This is a genomic window from Mycobacterium sp. SMC-16, assembly GCF_046250085.1.
Lineage (GTDB): Bacteria > Actinomycetota > Actinomycetes > Mycobacteriales > Mycobacteriaceae > Mycobacterium > Mycobacterium phocaicum.
The window spans coordinates 3,486,020-3,506,344 of sequence record NZ_CP176427.1 but is presented as its reverse complement, the minus strand read 5'-3'; the positions used below and the strand labels follow the sequence as shown (position 1 = coordinate 3,506,344).

The 20,325-nt window shown below is 61.6% G+C and carries 19 protein-coding genes; 5 read left to right on the top strand and 14 right to left on the bottom strand.

Annotated features, from left to right (window positions below; genetic code table 11):
* Positions 1-113: 113 nt before the first annotated feature.
* Positions 114-671 (top strand): hypothetical protein, encoded by a 558-nt coding sequence (locus tag ACJEIK_RS16945; RefSeq protein WP_409430038.1) that lies wholly within the window; start codon positions 114-116, stop codon positions 669-671.
* 134 nt (positions 672-805) lie between these two features.
* On the opposite strand, the gene ACJEIK_RS16940 is transcribed toward ACJEIK_RS16945, so the two are convergent.
* The 8 genes from ACJEIK_RS16940 to ACJEIK_RS16905 all read right to left on the bottom strand — a co-directional run bounded on the left by ACJEIK_RS16940 (position 806) and on the right by ACJEIK_RS16905 (position 10,281).
* On the bottom strand, positions 806-4,204 hold the full coding sequence (locus tag ACJEIK_RS16940; RefSeq protein ID WP_409430037.1) for a DEAD/DEAH box helicase family protein: 3,399 nt from the start codon (positions 4,202-4,204) through the stop codon (positions 806-808).
* Positions 4,205-4,431: 227 nt separating this feature from the next.
* Positions 4,432-4,962: a hypothetical protein gene (locus ACJEIK_RS16935; RefSeq protein ID WP_267325541.1), complete on the bottom strand. Its 531-nt coding sequence runs from the start codon at positions 4,960-4,962 to the stop codon at positions 4,432-4,434.
* A 23-nt stretch (positions 4,963-4,985) separates the two neighbouring features.
* A complete protein-coding gene (locus tag ACJEIK_RS16930) occupies positions 4,986-5,531 on the bottom strand; it encodes a hypothetical protein (RefSeq protein ID WP_061002862.1) in 546 nt (181 codons plus the stop codon).
* An 18-nt stretch (positions 5,532-5,549) separates the two neighbouring features.
* Entirely contained in the window at positions 5,550-6,968 is a 1,419-nt protein-coding gene (locus ACJEIK_RS16925; RefSeq protein WP_061002863.1) for a hypothetical protein, read from the bottom strand.
* Between the two features lie 9 nt (positions 6,969-6,977).
* Entirely contained in the window at positions 6,978-7,268 is a 291-nt protein-coding gene (locus tag ACJEIK_RS16920; protein ID WP_133426801.1) for a WXG100 family type VII secretion target, read from the bottom strand.
* 6 nt (positions 7,269-7,274) lie between these two features.
* A complete protein-coding gene (locus ACJEIK_RS16915; protein WP_234785293.1) occupies positions 7,275-7,664 on the bottom strand; it encodes a WXG100 family type VII secretion target in 390 nt (129 codons plus the stop codon).
* Positions 7,646-8,503, bottom strand: coding sequence for a hypothetical protein (locus ACJEIK_RS16910; protein WP_061001341.1), 858 nt, complete (start codon positions 8,501-8,503; stop codon positions 7,646-7,648). Before ACJEIK_RS16910 ends, ACJEIK_RS16915 begins: the two co-directional genes overlap by 19 nt.
* Positions 8,500-10,281, bottom strand: a complete 1,782-nt coding sequence (locus ACJEIK_RS16905; RefSeq protein ID WP_061001342.1) for an ATP-binding protein — start codon at positions 10,279-10,281, stop codon at positions 8,500-8,502. Before ACJEIK_RS16905 ends, ACJEIK_RS16910 begins: the two co-directional genes overlap by 4 nt.
* A 140-nt stretch (positions 10,282-10,421) precedes the next feature.
* On the opposite strand from ACJEIK_RS16905, the gene ACJEIK_RS16900 reads away from it, so the two are divergent.
* The 3 genes from ACJEIK_RS16900 to ACJEIK_RS16890 are packed head-to-tail and all read left to right on the top strand — an operon-like array spanning position 10,422 to position 12,261.
* Entirely contained in the window at positions 10,422-11,051 is a 630-nt protein-coding gene (locus ACJEIK_RS16900; RefSeq protein WP_064859598.1) for a hypothetical protein, read from the top strand.
* 29 nt (positions 11,052-11,080) lie between these two features.
* Entirely contained in the window at positions 11,081-11,647 is a 567-nt protein-coding gene (locus tag ACJEIK_RS16895) for an XRE family transcriptional regulator (RefSeq protein ID WP_237162843.1), read from the top strand.
* A 59-nt stretch (positions 11,648-11,706) separates the two neighbouring features.
* A complete protein-coding gene (locus ACJEIK_RS16890) occupies positions 11,707-12,261 on the top strand; it encodes a hypothetical protein (protein WP_061004937.1) in 555 nt (184 codons plus the stop codon).
* Between the two features lie 118 nt (positions 12,262-12,379).
* Here ACJEIK_RS16890 and ACJEIK_RS16885 read toward each other — a convergent pair whose 3' ends face one another.
* From ACJEIK_RS16885 to ACJEIK_RS16860, 6 genes are all read right to left on the bottom strand, one after another.
* Entirely contained in the window at positions 12,380-13,309 is a 930-nt protein-coding gene (locus tag ACJEIK_RS16885; protein WP_133426800.1) for a hypothetical protein, read from the bottom strand.
* 10 nt (positions 13,310-13,319) lie between these two features.
* The gene (locus tag ACJEIK_RS16880) at positions 13,320-14,009 is read right to left on the bottom strand and encodes a hypothetical protein (RefSeq protein WP_162563719.1); all 690 of its coding nucleotides are present in this window, start codon (positions 14,007-14,009) and stop codon (positions 13,320-13,322) included.
* Between the two features lie 54 nt (positions 14,010-14,063).
* On the bottom strand, positions 14,064-15,917 hold the full coding sequence (locus ACJEIK_RS16875) for a hypothetical protein (RefSeq protein ID WP_409430036.1): 1,854 nt from the start codon (positions 15,915-15,917) through the stop codon (positions 14,064-14,066).
* A 36-nt stretch (positions 15,918-15,953) separates the two neighbouring features.
* Positions 15,954-16,601 carry a hypothetical protein gene (locus ACJEIK_RS16870; protein ID WP_162563402.1) on the bottom strand — a complete coding sequence of 216 codons (648 nt, stop codon included), beginning with the start codon at positions 16,599-16,601 and terminating at the stop codon, positions 15,954-15,956.
* A 62-nt stretch (positions 16,602-16,663) separates the two neighbouring features.
* On the bottom strand, positions 16,664-17,773 hold the full coding sequence (locus tag ACJEIK_RS16865) for a restriction endonuclease subunit S (RefSeq protein ID WP_061010733.1): 1,110 nt from the start codon (positions 17,771-17,773) through the stop codon (positions 16,664-16,666).
* The gene (locus ACJEIK_RS16860; RefSeq protein WP_061001698.1) at positions 17,770-19,227 is read right to left on the bottom strand and encodes a class I SAM-dependent DNA methyltransferase; all 1,458 of its coding nucleotides are present in this window, start codon (positions 19,225-19,227) and stop codon (positions 17,770-17,772) included. The genes ACJEIK_RS16865 and ACJEIK_RS16860 overlap by 4 nt, the downstream gene beginning before the upstream one ends.
* A gap of 192 nt (positions 19,228-19,419) precedes the next feature.
* On the opposite strand from ACJEIK_RS16860, the gene ACJEIK_RS16855 reads away from it, so the two are divergent.
* Entirely contained in the window at positions 19,420-20,322 is a 903-nt protein-coding gene (locus ACJEIK_RS16855) for a lecithin retinol acyltransferase family protein (protein WP_162563403.1), read from the top strand.
* The last annotated feature ends 3 nt before the right edge of the window (positions 20,323-20,325 follow it).

The following is a 20,325-nucleotide window of genomic DNA, read 5'->3' as shown; positions in this document are numbered from 1 at the left end:
TCAACGGTGTGGTTTGCGGTGTGGATGACAAAGGCATGACGGCGTGCAAGGACCCGCAAGGTCAAGGTTTCGTATTGTCTCCGTCCTGGTCGGGCTGGATACCAAAGGTGTGAATGATCATTCGCCTGATGGCCGTATCGCTGTTTTCCACCCTGATGGTGCTGCCGTCAGCTTGTGACGCCGCTGCGCGTCCGCCAATTCACAGCGAGCTATCCCATTCGGTGGAGCCCGGGAAATTCCCTGATATGAGCGGCTACACCGCCGTTAACCCAGACGAATACAAGTGGCAATCCAATAATCCCGGCCGTCCGAACAAGATAACAACATACGGGTTCAGCACACCTGACGGAATTTGGTGTACTTTCGGTCAATCTCCTGCGGCAAGCTGTGTCGGCAACAACTTCCCAGCCGTTGCTCCTGCGCAATGCGACCCGTCAAACGGCCCAGTTGAGTCGAATGCGATCAGTACCGATCACGAAATGTGGCAGGTCGGTGACCCGACATGTGGCGGTTCTGCATCGACCAAGAAGGTCTTGCCGCCGTTCCACACACTGACAGTATTCGGGGTCACTTGCGGTGTGGATGACAAGAAAATGACCGCCTGCAAAGACCCTCAGGGCCGGGGGTTTGTCTTGTCACCGTCGTGGTCTGGCTGGATACCCAAGGTCTGACCGGTTTCGCGGCGATACCGCTCATTCGTCGACCGGTGACACGTACTCGCGAACGGACACCGCTGCTGTTCGGCGCGGGTCGCCGCCCGAGGGTGGCTCTAGGTCGACCTTGCCTGGTCATATGCGTCAGATAATCACGCGGCGCCACCCTCGGGCGCTGCGTTGGCCCGGACGGTGTTGAGGATCGATACGATGTTGTCGACGTCGGCCTCCGGGAACACCTCTTCAGGGCCGGTCGGCGCTTTGTCGGTGTAGGGGGAGTCATACAGTCGCGCGACGGCGACGACGCCCGTTGCGGTCAGTTCGGTGACGATGAGGTTGATGAACCGAATCTGGTCGGCAGTGAATCGCGATCCGTCGAGGTAGGCCCCGAATGCTTCTGTCGCTGCAGCTCGATCCAGGCCGACGAGCGATCGGACGAACAGTCCGAGCCCGTCCACTTTGGCCAAGTCGATGTCGGCGGGATCGCCCACACCGCTGTCAATCAGCATGCGCTCCAATGCGATCAGATCGTCGGGCGTGAGTGGCTTGTTACGGTGCAGGCGTTGCAGCGTGATGTGGTCCAGGTGGGACCTGAGGTACGCCCTGGCTTTCGCCTTGAACCGGTCCCAGTTGGTCCCCGGAGTGACGTTGGGTAGATCGACCAAGGTTGCTTCACTGAGTTCGTCCTGAAAGTCGGTGTATACAACGGTCTTCTGGGCGGGGTCCAGGAAGCGGACCAGTGCACGCACCCGCAGCCGGACGAGTTCGAGCATGGGCAGGGTGACGTCGACCCACCACTCGTCGGCGCAGATGTCGTCAAGGAGGGCCTGTTGCGCCGCGACCGACGGAATCGAGGTCTTGGTGAGCAGTCCTTCGGCGATTCCCTGAATTTTCGTCCGGATCCGTTCAGCCGCTACGGCATCGCCCTCGAGCTGTGCCAGTTGGCGGCGCAGGATCAACAGGTCGAACCGCTTGGCCTGTTCGTCGGTGTCCAGCTCCGAGGAGGGCAGCCCAGCGAGTTGAGCGGCGACGTCGCCTGCGGCTTCGTGCGTCAACGACGACCACGCGGGCCATTGTGCGTACTGTTCGACGAGTCTGCGGTGAGGCCGGACCAACACGTTGTCCATGTTCATGCCGACGACGATCTTGTGCAGGCTCCATGCGGTGTCGACGCGAAGCCCGCGTTCGGTTTCGGTGCCGTGGCCCTCGGGCGGATTCGTCCCAGGGACAGCAGAATCCAGTGCTGTGACCAGTCCGACCCGAGTTTCGAAGAGTCGCTGATTCAACGATTTCTGTAGCGAACCCTCCGTGCCGGGCAGATCCTGGCTGAAGAACTCCAGGTTGCCACAACAGTCGAAGACGTAGAAGTTCTCCTTGTCCTGTCCAGGTCCGAACAGGTTGGGACGCAAGCGAGTTCCGCGGCCGATCATCTGCCAGAACTTGCTCTTGGATCGGATCTCTTTGAAGAACACCAGATTCACCACGTCCGGCACGTCGATGCCGGTGTCGAGCATGTCGACCGAGATGGCGATGTGCGGGCCTTTATCGGTGACGGAGAAGTCATCGATGAGGCTCTGCGCGCGTTCGGTGCTGTGAGTGATGACGCGTGCAAACGACCCGGCGTACTCGGGATACTGGATGTCGAAGCGTTCGGCGATGAACTGCGCGTGGGCCTGGTTCTTGGCGAAGATGACCGTCTTACCGAGGCGGTCGCCGCCGGCGACCTTGTGCCCCTGCGACATTAGCTGAGCCAGAATCTTGTCGACGGTGTCGGCGTTGAACCAGAAGCGTCCCAGCTCCTCTGCCGACATCGCGTCGGGAGTGTCATCGTCACCCCAGTCCAGGGAGTCCCATTCGTCCTTCTGCGCTTCGGTCAGTTCGTCGTACCGAATGCCTTGGCGCAGGAATTTGGTTCCCACCGAAATCCCCACGGCGGGAACAAGAAAACCTTCTTTGACGGCGTCATCCAAGCTGTAGGCATCGGTGGGCATACCGTCTTCGAGGTTGAATAGCCGGTAGGTGTTGTGGTCCACCTCGTCCTTGGGCGTCGCGGTGAGGCCGACCAACAGGGAGTCGAACCACTCGAAGATGGCACGATACTTCTGGTACACCGACCGGTGCGCCTCGTCGATGACGACCAGGTCGAAATAGCCTGGGCCAAAAGGGCGTATGCCGTCGTCGACGGAATTGATCAGGTTCAGCATCGTGGGGTAGGTGCTGACGTACACCCGGCCGTCGGTGATCTTCTCGGTCACCAAGTTCACGGTGGTGGCGTTCGGCAGGTGTTCCTTGAACGCGCCGACCGCCTGATTGACCAGGGCTGTGCGGTCGGCCAGGAACAACACTCGCTTTACCCAGCCAGCTTCCATGAGCTGCTTGACCAGCGCGATGACGGTGCGTGTCTTGCCCGAGCCTGTGGCCATCACCAGCAGCGCCTCGCGCTTGTGGGCGGTGAATTCTTCGCCGACCCGGCGGATTGCGTGAATCTGGTAGTGCCGCTCGACGATCTCCGAGTCGATCTCTGCGCCCACCAGCGGCTTGCGGGATGTGCGCCGCGAAATCGTCAGGGCGAGTTCGTCGGCGGTGAAGAAGCCTTGGACCTGACGGGGCGGGTAGCCGCCGGCGTCGTCCCACATCCAGTGTTCATAGCCGTTGGTGTAGAAGATGATCGGGCGCCGGCCGGTCATCTTCTCCAGGCAGTCGGCGTACTGCTTGGCCTGCTCCTGGCCGACGTGTGGACTCCTGCTGGTTCGCTTGGCTTCGACGACGGCGAGTGGCAGACCGTCAGCACCCCACAGCACATAGTCGACGTAACCCATGCCGCCGCTGGGCATTCCCGTGACTTCGAACTCGCGGTCCCGTGGTTGGTCGAGGGTCCAACCGGCCTCGGCGAGATCGAGGTCGATGTACTCGGTGCGGGTCTGCGCTTCGTTGTAGTCGCGATCGTCGGGCTGCTGCTTCGCGGCCTGGGCGGCTTTGATTTGCTCACGCAGCGCGGCGATCTCGGCGTCTTTCGACGCGGCGAGCTCGTCTTTTTCTGCCAGGGCTTTGGCGTGTGCTTCGTCCTGTGCCTTGAACTTCGTGGCCAGCTGGGCGACCTCGTCACGGCTCAGGGGCGCGGCCTTCGCCGCCAGCTTGGGATCGAACGGCAGCTTGAGTGGCGCGGCCTTGGGATAGGCCGAGTGGTGGTAGACGGCCCACACCGTGACGTGGTGAAGTTCCCGCAGGACCGCGAGCGCGATGTTCGGCGCGATGGCGCGCCGTTCGTGCACCGCCGCGTTGCCGGCTTTGCGAATCAGGTTGAGCTTGTGAACGATTGCCGGCGGCACTTGGGTACTGAACGGACGTTCGTTGATCCGGGCGGCCAGGTCGTCTTTGTATGGCAGCGGGAGATCCATCACGTCGTAAAGCAGGCCGACGAGTTGTTCGATGGCGCGCCGGCCGTAGATGCAGGCCGAGCGCGGATCGGAGGCCAGGTAGCTCTCGGCGCGGGCACAGTCGGATTGGATGTCGGGCCATTCAGCGGCACCGATGAATGCGAAATTGCTCATCCGCGCTCAGCCGGAATGTTCATTCACGAACATAGTCGGACTCACAGGGTCACTGTACTGGTAGTGAGCAACATGATCGTCAATTTCTGCCGGTCAATGGTCGAGGTGTTGTCACGAGTTGTCACGATGCGAATTCCTTTGCTGGCGGGCGAACCGAGCAGTGTTGCATGTCGAGCCGACAAGTTGTGACTGATTGGTTGCTCGGTTCAAAAACTAGGACGGCCCGCCTATTCGTCGGCTTCGCGCAGGGTGCCGCGGAAGGTCCGTTCGGGCTTGCCTGCTTCAGTCCACTCGCGATAGCTGCGCACGGCGTGTCCGAAGACCTTCGTCAGGTGTTTCCCGTCGCGTCGGTTGACTGCTCCCTCTACGAGGTCTGTTGGCTTAGTCATGGTTTCGCGCATCGGAAAGTCAACCGCAGGTAGGTATGCGTCGGCCACGGGGAGGGCCACCCATGTCCCTTCACAAGCACGGCGAAATGTTTCGCCAACGTAGTAGACGTACCTCATGGTCGTGTGGACGTTGTCGAGCGAGAAAGCGCTTCGATGGTTGTCGTACAGGTCGAGGAGCTTCTGTTCGACTATCGCCAAGCTCGCTTCGGTGTACATCTGCTCGCGTATCTCGGGGAGGTCGTAGTACGGGAATTCGATCTCCATGACGGCTTCCTGCATCTTCAGCCAGCCCAGGAACTGTTCGTTGGACTGTGCATCGCGGAACGCTCGAGTGAGTTGCGTCGGGACGTAGTCGAAGGACTCACCCATGACGATTCTTCAACGTCAGCCACTCATTCCTCGCGCAAGGTGCCGCCAAACTCCCTTGGTGGACGACCCTTTTCAGCCCATTCGTCATAGAGACGCAGAATGTTGTTGTACACGCGCGTGATCTCCAGGCCTGTTCGGCGGGTGAGTGCGAATCGGATCAACAGCAAGGGTTGAACCAACATCTCGTCGAAGAGCACGTCGATGGCCGGGAGCAACGCTCCCGGTTGGCCTTTCTGGCTGGGCGGCGGCAGTGCTACCCAGGTTGCTTCAATGGCGCGTCGGACTGTTTCGCCAACGTAGTACGCGTAGCGCATCGTTCGGTGAACAGCTTCCTCATTTGCATAGGCGCTGGGATCGTCGGGGTACAGCTCCATCAGCTTCTGTTCGACTACCGCAAGACTGTCTTTGGTGAACATGATGTCGCGCACGTCCGGTAGGTCTTCATAGGGAAATTCGATTTCCATCGAGGCTTCCTGCATCTTCAGCCAACCCAAGAACTGTTCGTTGGTTTGCGCTTCGCGGAACGCCTTGGTGAGTTGCACGGGGACGTAGTCGAACGACTTACCCATCCTGATTCTCCCTGTTGGTCACAGTCGATTCACCGTGAACTGGTCTGGATATCTGTCTTGCAGACTCTGGAGCGCAGCGATCTCCGCTGGGCTGTACGGATAGTTTGCGTTGAGGTTGTAGGTGAGCTGATGACCGAGGGCTAGAACGCGTTCGTCTTTGGCCAGCTGGTCCATGTCGAGGCGTCCACTCTTGTTCTCGATGAACTCGTTGAGATCGGGACTCACCCAGTCCCAGCGACGACCGGGGACGATCGTCTGGTCTGAGTATTGCGAATGCCATCCGTCGTCCTTGCTGTAGCCCATCACTTCGGCCGCGTACTTGTCGAACCACCAGCCGTTTGCAGAGTTCTCTTGAAGCTGGTCGTAGTTGGAGCTCCAGCGATTCCAGTCCCACTCCTGGCCGCCGCGGTGCAGATAGTTCTGCCAGGCCAGCCACTTGGACAGAGGAATGCGATGGTGATGGGTCTTGGTGCCGTCGGGATCGTAGATCTCGATGTCAACGAACTTTTGGTTGTCAAGCAGACCTTTTTTGGCCGGGTCGAGTGCAACTGTGAGTGAGTCAATGGCTGTCGCAGCGGTTTCTACCGCGGCGATGTAGCTCCGGATGTTGGTGCCGGCCTGGTTGAGCCTCCAGCGCATGGCCGCGGGCACGGCCCGGAATGACGCGCCGCCAGTGACTTCCGACGACAGCACCACGACTGACGCGGCCCCGCCCATCCACATCGCGGTGCTGTTGACCTCACTGGCGATGTTCGCGCGCATCGCGCTGGTGGCTGCAGAGAAGCTGTGCGTTAGGGCACTCAGTGTGCGGCCGTCGGCGGCGACGGCATCCGCGGGAGCGCTCAGATTGGCGATTGTCTCGTAGAACGCGGTGGCGTCGGGCATGTCGTGGTCCGGTCGTCTGACCTGATTCACCACGTCACTGACAGCTTCAGCGACCGTCGTTGCGAACCGTTGCCACATGTCCGAAGCGGCGTCGAGGCCCTTCGTGTCTGCGTTCGGAGTTTCCTTGCCGACCGCCTCGACCAAGCCGGGAATGATGTCGGTCAGACCGACGCCATTGGCGCCCACGGAACTGGAGATCGTCGACGACGGTTCAGAGATCGCCGGTCGCGGTGGCAGATTGGCCGGGACGGGAATCTTGCGACGGCCGGCGTGGAATTCAGCCCACGCATGGTTGACTCCGGCTTGGTAGACGCGTCCAGCCAGCGAAGACCAGGCTTGTGCCAGCGAATCGGCGCCACCGACAGCATCGCGCGCGGCGCTGTCATACCGCGATCCCCATTTCGTGCCGACCGGGTCGTTGCCGGCCATGTGGCCGGACCCGTGCGATGCGCCTGAGACCACGCCGGCAGCACCAGCCACCTTCGATCCCGCACGGCCGAGTATCGCCGCGGTCAGGAAATACCAGTCTGAATCGACAACCCAAGTACCCATGGATGCTCGCTACTTGCCGGCCATGCGCAGATTCATCGCCATGACGGTCCGGTAGGCGTCTTCGGCCTGGGTGGACCACGCGGTGAAGTCCGCGAGCGCGGTGCGCATGTCGTGCGCTGACCGCACCCAGTTCCGGTGGCGAGCCTCGTATGCTTCGGCGGCTGCACCGTCCCACGACTGTGACACCTGACCGATAAGCGATTCCACCCGGCTCAACGATGTCTCGCAGTGCGCTAGGTAGGCCTGCATTTTCGACCGCAGTTCATTGAGCGCGTCGACGTCGACGGTGTACCCAGTCATTGCGACCTACCGCTCATCCCACGCGCTGCGAACGATCGATCCACCGCGCTCATCCTGTGCTGCGTAGGCCGCCACGCTTTGGACGACCCGGATCGCGATTTCGTCGGCGTCGTCGACGATGTTCGTCGCGGCGGCGCGAAACTCATCCCAGTCGCGGCCGAACATCCGAGCGGCCTCACCGCGCCACGAACCTTCGACGACGTCATCGACCGACGCGACGAGCTGGCGCAGTTCTTCACGCAACTCATCGGCGATGGTCCGAAACTCGTCCGCAGCTGCTTTGACCGGCTCGGTCTCGATGCGCAGCCGTGCGCCCCCCACGTCCGCCATGCGACCCCCTTCGCCGACTTCAAGCGCCAGTCTAGCGAGGCCGACGATCAATGCCGGATGTCCCACAGGTGCACATGCCCGGGCATCTGTTGGTCCGTGAACCATTCCCAGTCTTCGTATCGGTCGGCCGCGGACCGCCAATGGTCGGCCTCGGTGTCGCGGCCGACCGCCCGCAACACCGCGGCGACCCATCGCTGGAGCTCCTGGCTTTTGTCGTGGAAGCAGACACCGTCGAGCATCTCGATTGCCTCCCGCGTGCTGCCGTCGATCGCGGAATCCATATGCTGTGGCGCGATTTCGGCGAAATCCAGCTCTGCCAGCGCGAGCCGGTACGCCGCATCAGCTGCCCGCATCGGGTGGTACATCTCACGGCGTTCGATCAGATTGGACGCCATTTCCTTGGCCAGCGCCACCGATTCCTCGGACGGCGGCAGGAAGTCGATCAACGCCCAAAAGGTGTGCAGCAACAGCTCGGGATCGTGGGCGTCGACCTGCCGGGCGAGCACCACGGCGGATCGATAGGCGGACTCAGCTTCGTCCAGGTCGCCGAGCTCCTCATACGCCGCGCCGAGTTGGGTGCTGAGGTGGGAGGCGAGATTGAGCCGACCCGATATCAGATGCTCGTCCATCTCGACCCGCAGGTCCGCGATCCGCTCGCTCAGCGTCTTTGGTGGATTCAACTCGTCCACGATCGTGCGGATCTTCTGATTCAACCGGGTGCTATCGGTGCCGTAAGTAGACATCGACTGCGAGTCGAGATCGTTGCCCGCCAACGCCATCGTCAGTGCATCGCAACGCAATCGGCGCGCCTGACTGTAGTGATCCAGAGCCTTCTCCAACTGTCCTGCCCCGGCTGCCTCATCGCCGAGGAATTCGCATTCCTCAGCGGTCGGTTGCTCGCTCATCTCCCGACCTCCGTTCCGTCCATGCCCGCCGCGAGCAGGATGACGTCGTCGAGGGCCTCCGAGAGCAGCGCTCGGTCCTCGGGGCCATCACATTGGGCGGCCATCCGCGCCTGCACGTAGAGCAACTGGATGAGCCGGTCGAACACCAGGTCATCGTTCGTCCGGGTCAGGGCACGGATCACTCGGTTGCTCCAGTTCACCACCAGATGCACGAGGTTGCCGTACCCAGGCGATGCCGCGTCGATCTGCCCGTGCCCGATGAAGACCGCGGGCAGGTCGGCGGAGGGAAACTGGCGCACCACAACGCGAGCACCAGATGCTTTGAGCGCCTGGGTCGCTCGCTGTTCGAAAGTCAGAATGTCGCCGACCGCGTCCGTGGGCGGTACGGCGAGTGCGGCGACTTCGGAAGCGGGGTAGGCGCGGGTGACCGTCACTCCGGAAACGACCTGCGGCAGCATCAGCAGCACCTCCTGGTCCAGGGTGTGGCCGGCGTTGACGACGAGTCGTCCATCGGGGTTGAAGCTGGCGATGGTGTGAAATTCCTTGACGGACACGGCATAGAGAACGTTCGGGCTGTGGGCGACCACGTCGACCAGGCGCATCTGCCCTGCTGTCGTTTGGACCGTCAGCATCGGTAGGACGACTTCGGCAAGCTCCAGATTCTCGCCGTCTGCGTCACGTGTGGCTGCCGAGCGCAGCTCCAGTTCGTTGTCGGCGACGAACTCGGAGAACCGCTGCGGGTCGGTATCTGCCAAGGTGCGCAACCACTTCAGCGCTGCCTGCCCGAGCTTGCGTCGGGTCGCGACCAGCGCCGCGTTGTCGACGATGGCCTCACGGCTGGCTGTCGGCTCCAGTGTGGTCGAGTTGGCTACCGCCCAGGCAAAGAACGCCCATGACGGAAGCAGCGTCGCGTCCACGTCGTCAATCAGCATGTCGTTGACGTACACCCGGTTTCGGGCGCTGGACTTCGATTTGCCCACCGCCGTACCGATGTAGGCGACGGCATCCAAACCGAGGCCGGCGTCGTTGATCGCAACGACGTCGAACTGGCGCCCCACTCCGACCCCGCCGTACACGGGTGGAACACCCTGCTGCACGCTGGAGCGGTGGGATCCGAAGTCGTCAGCCCAGGGGTACCGGCGTGAAACTTCCCTGTTTCCTTGACTTCTCAGCACAGTGATGTCGATCGGCAGAAACTCGGCGTAGCGCTGGACCAGGGGAGTCACCTGCTCCGCACGGGCCCATCCGATCATGTCTGGACGGGGCCGAAGCCGGACGGTGGTGCCGACGGCGACGTCGTCGGCGATGGTCCGGACGGTGTAGGTCCCATCGCTGTTGCCGACCCACTCAATCGGCGCGGAGCCGTCGGCGCTGCGCGAGATCACGGTGATCTCGTCGGCGATCAGAAAACAGCTCAGCAGGCCGATGCCGAACTGCCCGATGTAGGTGCGCCTGCTGCGGGCCAACTCGTCACGCTTGGAACTCGCGCCGACGGTGGCCAGGAACTGCTCGACTTGATCTGCGGTGACGCCGATGCCGGCGTCGGTGATCGCGAATTCGTTGGCCGGGGAGTCCGGAGAGGTGACGCCGAATGGCGAGATGGTGATGGTCCGCGGGGTCGGTGTGTCGCTGAGCGCGTCGCGGGCGAGGGTGGCGTCGAAGGCGTTCTGAATCAATTCCCGGACGTACACGCCCGGGCTGGAATAGAGGTTCTTGCTGAGCAGCGAGATGACGCCGCCGAGATCCACTCGGAAGTTCTGTTGCTGCGGTGCGGACATTGTGGATTCTCCTGCGTCGGTTCGGTCGAAAGCCGCATAGCTTCGCACGCGCCACCGACAAGTCGGGCTCGATGGCCCGTCGACCGTCTGAATGTCGGAGTCGGCGTGTATGACTTGAGCGACGAATTGGGGAGGAGTCGATGATGCGCGTCAACCTGTGGGGTGGCGGACCGACGCTGGCACTTGCGGAGTACTGGCAACAGAGCGGGCTGCTGCCCGACGATCCGCCCGGAACTCAGGCGTTCGGCTACCTGTTCAGTGACGACGCAACGGGAACCGTGACGACGCGGCCCTACCCGACCAAGTACGCGATGCCGCTGGACAAGGATCAGATGATCGACGGCCTCCTCGAAGCTGACGCCGTCGTTGCCGGACAGGCCGGGCTTATCGAGGTCGACGTCGAGCGGACGTCAAGTGGGGTGCCGTTCGTGTACAGCCTCATGAAGATCAAGCAGGAATCTGGCGGTGTGCAGTACAACCTGACGTTGCACCTACACGCTGAGCATGTACAACAGGTTCAGGGTTTCTTCATCGAAGGTCACACCACCGGCGTGCGCGACGCTGCGGTGTATGAGATTGCGCGGCAAAATAATTGGCTTCATGAGCCCACTGCGGATGACCCGATGGGAGGCTGGGCCCGCGACCCCTACACCGGACTGAAGACGGGCTTCGTGATGAACATGAGCGAGCTGCCTGATTTCGACGGCCAGTTTCCGGCACATCCGCTGTCGATGGCGAGGGAAGTCATTGGCGCTGTTCGGGCGAGTTGAATCGCCGTCGTGAGACCAGGGGGAGGTCTATGTCGATGGGCTTGTGGAGTAATCACGATGCGGTGGAGGTAGATATGGGCGGCAAGGCATACAAGACGGCAACCAACCGTAAAGCGCTGATCTTCAGCGAGATCGAAGAGCTGCGTCGGAGGGGTTTGAACCAGACTGAGATTGCGGATATGCACGGTGTATCGCGGCAGGCTGTCTCTTGGCACAAAACCACATACGGGGGACAGAAGTCGACCCGTCAGATCGTCAACGAGGCATGGCCTTGGGAGACAACTCATCTGCACGGAAAAGCCGCGCCCTACAAACGGCTTCGGGATCATGCCGAGTACATGGCGACGGATGGCCGTGGGATGAGCGAGGACAAGCTGAAGCGACTGCGTACGTTCTACCGCAAGCTGCGTAATGAGAATCTGGTGGTCGAGTTCGATCCTGACCTGCCGCCTGAGCCCGGCGTAAGCCCACACGGCGGCTTCGCGTACCGGCAGCGGATGGTCCAGGATGGCGATCTGCTGATTCGGGTTAATGACCACACCCAGATCACTGATGACGGCCGGGAGATTTGGTGCTTCCCGCCGGCTGATCCGTAGGTGTTCGACGCACGGTAGACGTAGGAGTACACATTGGCCCCTTTCTTACGGAGGTTTGCATGAGCGGCAAGGCCAAGAAGGCGGCTCACAGCCGAGCATTGGTCTTTGGCGAGATCGAAGAGCTGAGACGAAAAGGGTTTAACCAGACGGAGATTGCGAATCTGCACGGCGTGTCACGGCAGGCTGTCTCATGGCACAAAACGACATACGGGGGACAGAAGTCGACCCGCCAGATCGTCAACCAGGCATGGCCGTGGGAGACCACCTCGTCCCACAGCAAATCGGTGGCCTATCAGCGCCTGCGTGATCACGGTCAGTTCATCGCCGCGGGTGCTCGAGAGATGTCCGACTTCAAGCGGGGGCGGCATGCGGCCTGGGTGAAGATGATGCGCGAGAACGACTTCGTGCTCGAGTTCGACCCGAACATCCCGCCGACGCCTCGTATCGCACCAGGTGGAGGCTTCGCGTACCGTAAGCGCGATCCAAGGCTCGACGGGTTCGAACTGCTGATCCGCGTGAACGAGTTCACCAACCTGACTCCCGAGGGACGACGCCTCTGGAGCTACGCGCCGGGTACGTCTCCACACGCAATTGGGCCCAACGCTACGCCGTAGTTGTTCCCAGACGACACATACTGATCGCGTCCGGATCGCCGCCGTCCACCCAGCTAGGTCGACGGTGACGAAACGGTACCGGTGCCCACTGATCACCACGAATTCGTCGAGTTAATTCTCAATGCCATACGACGGGGTTGCCTGTGGCTGCCGATGCCGCGAAGAGGCGATGGAGGCGCTTGAGCGTCCACCATGCTTCCGTGAGCATGACCCTGCGCTCACCGACAATCAGAGTCTCGGGATACACCAGAGCAGGTTCAGGCTCATCCCCATCGGCGTTCGCCAGTACTCTGCCGAGTCGAGGTAGCCGTGTCGATACGCCGAACGACCGCGCCGTCACCGATTCCATGGTTTGCAGGTTTGTGAATGTGATGCGCGACGTCGGGCTGCCGTCCGGCGCCGGGTCAAATTCAACAGATTCGGGGTCCCACTTCTGTTCCAAGATTCGGGTGCGCAGCAGTTCATCGGCGGGCGCTGCGCGGCTGCGTACAACGAATTCGTAACCGATAACGCCTAACTCGACAAGGTCGGGCCACGGGGACTCGTAATATGGCGACGGACCGAGCGCGTGATATTCATCCAAGATGATTGGCCCCCAGTCTAATTCGTCCTCAACGACGAAGCCGCCCAGGGTACAGATTGTGCGGGTGGACCCCAGATGGTCTTCCTGAAGAAGCAATTCCAGTTCGGGGAGGGCTCGGCGTATCTCGCTGGCTGGTGTGTAACTGTCCATCAGTCCACTGAGTCCGGCCAGGATCATCGCCAGCTTGCCGAACCGGTCGACGGGCAGGCCGGCGGCCACATTACGCAGCCACGCCACACCAGAAATATTTCCGACCCGCTCGCTGACGAACTCCATGTCCTCGTGCGTGCACGCGTGAATCGTCCAGTCGTAGACGTCGTTCGCCACATCGACGTCGCAGTTCTGCTCGTCGATCAGTTCAACATCGCCGCATTCGTTAACCGTGAGCATGGTTCGGGGAACTGGCGGTTCGGTGCACAGTCCGTCGCGAAAACAGTTGCACGCCACGTGCGCATCGAGTCCCATGTCGGTGACCCTAGACGGCGGGTGATTGCCGGGTGCCGAAAGTCAACGTCAGGTCCCAGGGCGCGAGACCCCACGTCTCGATGGCATCCAGCATGATCAGGGGAGCGACTTCGATGGTGTCCGCGCTGGCGGGTGCCGACAACGTGGTGCTCTCATGTCCGGCCACAATGTGCGGTGCCCAAATTTCTGAACCCGATGGCGCAGGGGCGGTTTCGATGATGCTGACGAAGCCATCGCCGTCGGGAATGACGACGAAAAGGCAAAATGGCTCCGGCGGCGCGTCCCATCCGCCCTGCTCGACCAGCAGATATTCGTTGTTGTTCAGCGCGTGGCCGATCGCTTGGGTGAGAAGTTCGCGTACATCGTCGTAGGTGGATTCCGACGGTTCATGGGCGGGCTGCAGTTCGATGATGCTGCCCTGGACTTGCAACGTGCCATCGTCGGTTGGTGACGGGAATCGGGATTGGAGCCACAGGGTGCCGGTGTCCTCGGCGAGGATTGCCACTTCGCGGAACCGGTGCTCTTCACGCACCGTGCGTGCGACGGTTCCGGATCCCATGACGGAACGCAGGTACTCGTCGTCAGGCACCGACCACAACCGGGACGAATCGGTCCAAGTGCGCACCAACCCACCGGCGCACAGGCTCAACTGGGCGACAGTTCCGGTGTCGCCGGGTTTCAGAGGAAAGTCGTTCGACATGCTGGCTCCTTCGGTGTAGTTAACCGGCATGTATATCGGACGGGACCGACAATGCTAGGGCAGCAAGCTCCACAACACCGGAACATCTTGGCCGAAAAGTAGTTCCAGCCGCTGGCGCAGATGCTTCGTGGGCGCGGAGGAGTCAGACACTCGTACGATCACGTTGGCGGCGCGAATCATCGACTCAGTTTCGTCCGGGAGCATGAGCAGCTGTCGCTGTCCCAGCCCGTCAGCCCCCCACCATGTTGCTTCTGCGGTGGGAATCGCCCACGCTTCGGCTAAAGGTTCGACGCGCAAGTCGTCCCACCTAAGTTGTCGGACTCCTGCAAGACCTTCGGCGATAAGCTGCCACAACGCCGCAGGATCGTGCTTGCCCGACTCGGCGTCGTCCAGCCAGTCCGCTGGAAGCGATGCCGCCACAATGGGTTTCGTATGCGCGATCGTTTGCAGCATCAGTGTCAAATCGAGCATTCTCTCGATTGGGGCCGACTCATGTTGCGTGTCGGTGTCCACATCGAACGAGGGGAGGAGTGTCGCGAGCGCATCGGTGATGGGACGGAAAGCGTCGCGCTGCGCTGGCAATTTTTCCAGCGCTCGTGTGACGCCGAACATGATGCGCCGCCGTAGCCAATCGAATGGTGTGTAGTCGACGTCGAAACTCGCGTGCCCGGTAAAAGTCCGCCGCAGCGCGGCCACGCTGTCTGCGTCCGCGATTGGGGGGACGAACTGGAGGTTGTCGTCGACTGAACTCACCGCTGCGCCGTGCTCGCCGTCACGGTTCGCGGCTTGGGCGGTCCAACCGCACTCATTGACTCCGATCAGGAGAACGCCGTCGGCCTGGTCGACATCAGGGACGGCCGCGAGATCCAAACCGATGGAGTTGGCTGCGTAGTCCACGGCAACTTGCGAGAGTTGTTGCAGTCGACCGCTATCGGTGCGTGCATACCCGATAAGCATCTGTCCTCGCCTATTCGCGTTGTTCGCAACGACTTCCCGCGTCAGATGCAACAGGGCCTGAGGATCGTCTGCTTGCCAGCGAGCACGCATGCGGTCTGCCGGAGACACATAGTGGTTGCTAACTGCCCGTTCGAAAGCGCCCAGCATGCTCCACACATTGCCCTCGGCGATCGGATATTTGACCTTGAGTGCGGACAGACTCTGCTGCGTGGTTGGGAGGTCGACCAGCTCCAGGCACCCGATGCCTTGGGACGTCCACCAACGGGCAGCGTCATCTGTGTAGCCGAGATCAGTTGCCAGCGTTACGGAATCCAAATCTGACCAGTCGAGCCGGCCGAGAAACGGGGCGAAATCATGGAGCTTGTACCACTCGTCCTGCCCTTCGGTCACCACCGCGGTGTGAGGATTCGCTGCTCGCCGCAGCGTCGCGATGCGTTTCGCGATGCCGAGTCGCAGGTTCTCGTCGGCTTGCCAATACGTGGCGCCGCCATCGACAAGGCCACTGCAGGTGACCTCCGCGACGAAATCCTTCAATGCGGCACGCACTATCCAGTTATCCGGTGAATGACCATCTGGCAGCATCGGTGTGTCCCAGGCGATTCTGCTGAGCGCCAGATACGTCATTCGGAAGTTGGACGCGCCGCCGACGACGGACTGGATTGGTCCGCTGTTGTCCCCGAATAGTGCACAGTGCGATCCATCTGGCCAGAACACGAACGCGAGAAAGTTGACGCTTGATTGTGCCGGCCGGTACCGCGCGTAGACGACGGTGGCCGTCGGGACATACGACAAGCCAATGAGCGGGTCGCGTGTGCCCTGTACCGGCAGGGTGACGGTGTCCCACTTCGGTGTCGAGCCTGGGAGGATTCGGTAGAGGACATGGATGCCCTGGTCGCTGTTGTCCGCGCGCACCCTTTCCAAGAATTGGACCATCCATTGCTCGTCGAACACGAACTCTCCCTAGAAATTACTGTGCCGCTGTGAGATTCACGATGCCGCCCGATATGTTGCGAACATTTTCTCGAACGCCGCTTCGCTGACCACCGGAATCCCGTACTGGCGCGCCTTGGCAGCTTTGCCGCTCTGCGAGTCAGGATCGGCCGCGACGAGCAGACGCGTCGATTTGGAGATGCCGCCGGACGCGAGGCCCGCAGCACTGATCGCTGAAACCCATTCGTCGCGGCCACGATTCATCTCGCCGGTAAACACGACACGGTCGCCTGGCCGTAGCGAGAAGGTAGTCGATTCGTCCACCACCTCCGGCGTTGCGGCAGCTGCCCACGCCAAGGCCTCATCGACGTACGGCGGGCCGAAACCCAGGGCAGCGGCGACAGCATTGAGCTCGGACCGCTCCTCGTCGGTGACTACGCCGTCGGCCAGAGCTTCCTTCGCTACCGCACGCAGGTAGTCCTGGTGCAGCCGCGCCACGGTGCCCCGCGACAGGCCCGCCGCTTCGGCGGAGGCCAGCAGCTGTTTGCCCTCGCTGCGCGAGATCTCCCGGTCGAGCAAGGCACTATCGAGCGCAACCATGTAGGACGCTTGAGTGGCCCCGATATCACGATGCGGGTTGACCAGGGTGGGCCACTTGTGCTCGATCCGGCCGAAATCATCAGTGAGGGCGACGCCGATCTCCACCACGCGGTCGGTGCGTTCGGGGACCAGATCTGTGGTCTCGAAGTCAATTACAGCGAATGGCATCAGAGTTCGCCTCGGAAGGCGCGGGATTGGAGGGACGCGAAGAGCTCGTCTGCCGACTTTGCGGCGGCAGCGGCTAGTCGCGCCTGTTTGCGCGCTGCGGTACTCACGAGCGCAAAATGCTGCTGTTGTTGAGGAGTCGCAACTGGGGCTCGATACAAGAGGAGCTTGCTCTTAGCGATATTTCGCACACCTGCGGCTCCGCTGGCGTTATGCCGCACGTATGCCAGAAATTCGTCGCTCCGTAGAATCCCCAGGCCGAACGCTTCATCAATTGGACTTTCAGCGGCGATTTCGAGACGCCACACTTTGTCTGGCAGAAACAGATTCTCGCATCGCTGGTCGACTACGGCTGTCGCGCCGAGAAGTTCCAATGAACCGCTAGCTCGACCAAACAATATGTCGCCCATCGCTAGCCGGTGAGCGGCGGGAGGCGCATAGTCAAGGGGCATCGGCTTGCTCGCTATTGGGTCGAACGACCCAGTTGAGATCGCACTCACCTTGATTACCCGATTGGTCGGGTGTGCACCGGCATCGTCGGCCACGACGTTCTTCCCGCTGACGAAGTCGATTCCCAACTCGGCGAGGCTCAGGCGCTGACTGCAGTCACGGACGGAGTCAATGAATACCGCGCTGAGTACGCGATGCCAACGCGCGACTACCTCATGACACTTTGAACTCAGCTCATCGGCCCGGTCGAGGATGGCGGCGATGCGGCGCTGCTCGCCGAGGGGGGCCAACGGCAACTGAATCGCTTTCAGGAACTTGAAATGCCGTGAATAGCCAGCGTCTGGCAGAGTAACAGTGCGCAAGTAGTGGTAAACGTATTTTGGATCGAAGTTATTACGGGCTCGGAGTACTTTGACCCCGTCAGCACCCATTACGAATGGAAAATCCACATACTTCACGGCACGAGTGTGGTCGCCAAAGATGATGTGCTGGCCTTCGAATTTAAACAGGTACCTGGGGTCGTCGGTATATCCGGAGATCAACCTCTTGCCTTGGTCGACGACTGGCAGACGACCTGCTTCGCGATACTCCGAACGGGCTAGCTTGGCGCTGCCACCCGTGATGTCTTCGATTGCGTCGACGAACGGCACTCGCACAGTCATGACAGTATCGCCTTCAAATCGGCTAGGCCCGAGGCGATTTCGCTGTCCAGCTTCTCGATCTCCGTGATGATCTCCAGTGGCGACCGGTGTTCGACCTCGACGGGCACGATCTCCTTGTATCGGTTCAACGACAGGTCATAACCCTGCGCCACGATATCGGAGACCCTCACACAGAACGATTGCTCGGTCCTAGCCCGGTCCAGCTCGGAGGACCCTCGTAAAGCCCACCGCGACAACGCATCCGGAAGATCATTGGCTTCGATGGGATTCCGCTTGTCATCCAGCGAGAACCCGTCGGCACCTACGTCGTAGAACCACACATGATCAGTGCCACCGGAATTGGTCTTGGTGAACAGCAGGATTGCTGTGGACACGCCGGCGTACGGTTTGAAGACTCCTGATGGCAGCTTCACGACGCCGTCGAGCTTCTGATCCTCGACCAACATCCGGCGAAGATCCCTGTGCGCCTTCGATGAGCCGAACAGCACGCCGTCGGGCACGATCACCGCCGCCCGCCCGCCGGGCTTGAGCAGCTTCAAAAACAGTGCGACGAAAAGCAGCTCGGTCTTCTTGGTCTTGACGACCCGCTGAAGATCCTTGGAGGTCGCTTCGTAGTCCAGCGAGCCGGCGAACGGGGGATTGGCAAGGATGAGTGTGTACTTCTCGGCGTCCTCCGATGCGCCCTCGGACAGTGAATCTCGGTATCGGATATCGGGCGCTTCGATGCCGTGCATCAGCATGTTCATCGACCCGATGCGGAGCATGGTGGAGTCGAAGTCATAGCCGTGAAACATGCTGTTGTGGAAGTGCTTCCGCTGCGCAGCGTCGGTCAGTACCGACTCGTGCGTGTCACGTACGTACTCCGAGGCAGAGACCAAGAATCCGGCAGTGCCACAGGCCGGATCGCAAATCTCGTCGGTCGGCCCGGGTGCAGTCATCTTCACCATCAACTCGATGATGTGGCGTGGCGTGCGGAACTGGCCATTCACGCCGGCCGATGCGATCTTGGACAGCAGGTATTCGTACAGGTCGCCGTTGGTGTCGCGGTCAGCCATGGGGATGTCGTCGAGCATGTCGACAACTTTCGACAGCAGCGCCGGGGTCGGGATGGTGAACCGGGCGTCACGCATGTGCTCGGAATACGTGGACCCGTCACCGCCAAGTCCACGCAGCATAGGGAACACGCCTTCGGCGATGAGGCCGTACATGACGCCGGGCTCGTCGTTCTTGAACCGCGACCACCGCAGGTCCTGCTGGTCGGGTCCGAATCGCAGCCCATTGGACGAACCAGTGCGTCGGGCCTTGTTCTCGGCGAGTGTCTCCAGGTCGTCGAGACGGCGGATGAACAGCAGGTAGGTGATCTGCTCGATCACCTCGATCGGGTTGGAGATGCCTCCCGACCAGAACGCATCCCAGACGCGGTCGACCTTGCTCTTCAATTCACCGGTGATCACGGCACTCCTCAACTCCCCGTACAAACCTGAACAGGACTGTATATACGAGGCCACCGACAACCGCGGAGCATGGGCACGTGGCGCGAGACTGCCGGGGATGTCTGTCGCCTGTGCGATGATCCCGGCACTACGTCCGTTGACACCAGTGAGGATCGAATGGCTCGAGGCGACCACATTTGGGTGACAAGGCCTTTGGGCTACACACACCACGGCATCGACTGCGGTGACCGGACGGTCATTCATTTCACGGGAGAGCCTGGCAAGAAATCCGACGCCTCGGTATCGCGCACGACGATGGATGAGTTCGCCCTCGATTCGATTGTTCACCTTCGTGAATACAGCGACAGCGATACGCCTGACGTGGTGATCCAGCGTGCCGAGTCGAAGCTCGGCAGCCGGGACTACCACGTCGTCACCAACAACTGTGAGCACTTCTCCACTTGGTGCTGCACTGGGCGCACGGCGAGTCAACAGGTTCGTATGGTGTCGTCGTTGACCACCACAGGGGCGGCTGCCGCGACGTCGCTGGGTGCTACCGCAGGTGTAGTCGGGGCGGTTGGCTCGGTAGCGGGCGTCAGCGGTGCTGGCATCATGTCGGGCCTTGCCTCCGCGGGCGGGCTTATCGGCGGCGGGGCGGCGATGGGTCCGCTCGCCTTGGCATTGGGACCCGCAGCGGTTTCGATCGGTGCTGTGCAAGTTGGGCTGCGCAAGGACGAGAGCCTGCCGGAGGAAGTGAACGACGCGCGACGCGACGGGCGCATCGCATCGGTGGCGGGTGCTGTGGCGGCCGGCGCCGGCGGGCTGGCCGCCGTCTCTGCGGCGGGCGTAGCCGGCACAAGCGCAGTGGGTATTTCCAGCGGCCTGGCGGCGATTGGGGGACTGGTCGGCGGCGGCATGGTTGCGGGCACGGTCGCTGTCGCAGCTGCACCCGCGGTCGTTGCCGCCGCGGCAGGGTTCGGCGCGTACGTTGCGTCGCGCAAACTTCGAGGTATCAAGCCGACCAAATGGATGCCTGCGGCTCGCGCGGCGTTGAGTGGTTTCGGAGACGGTGCCGCGGACGCGCCTGACGAAGCGTCCTCGGACCCGTCGAAGTAGCCA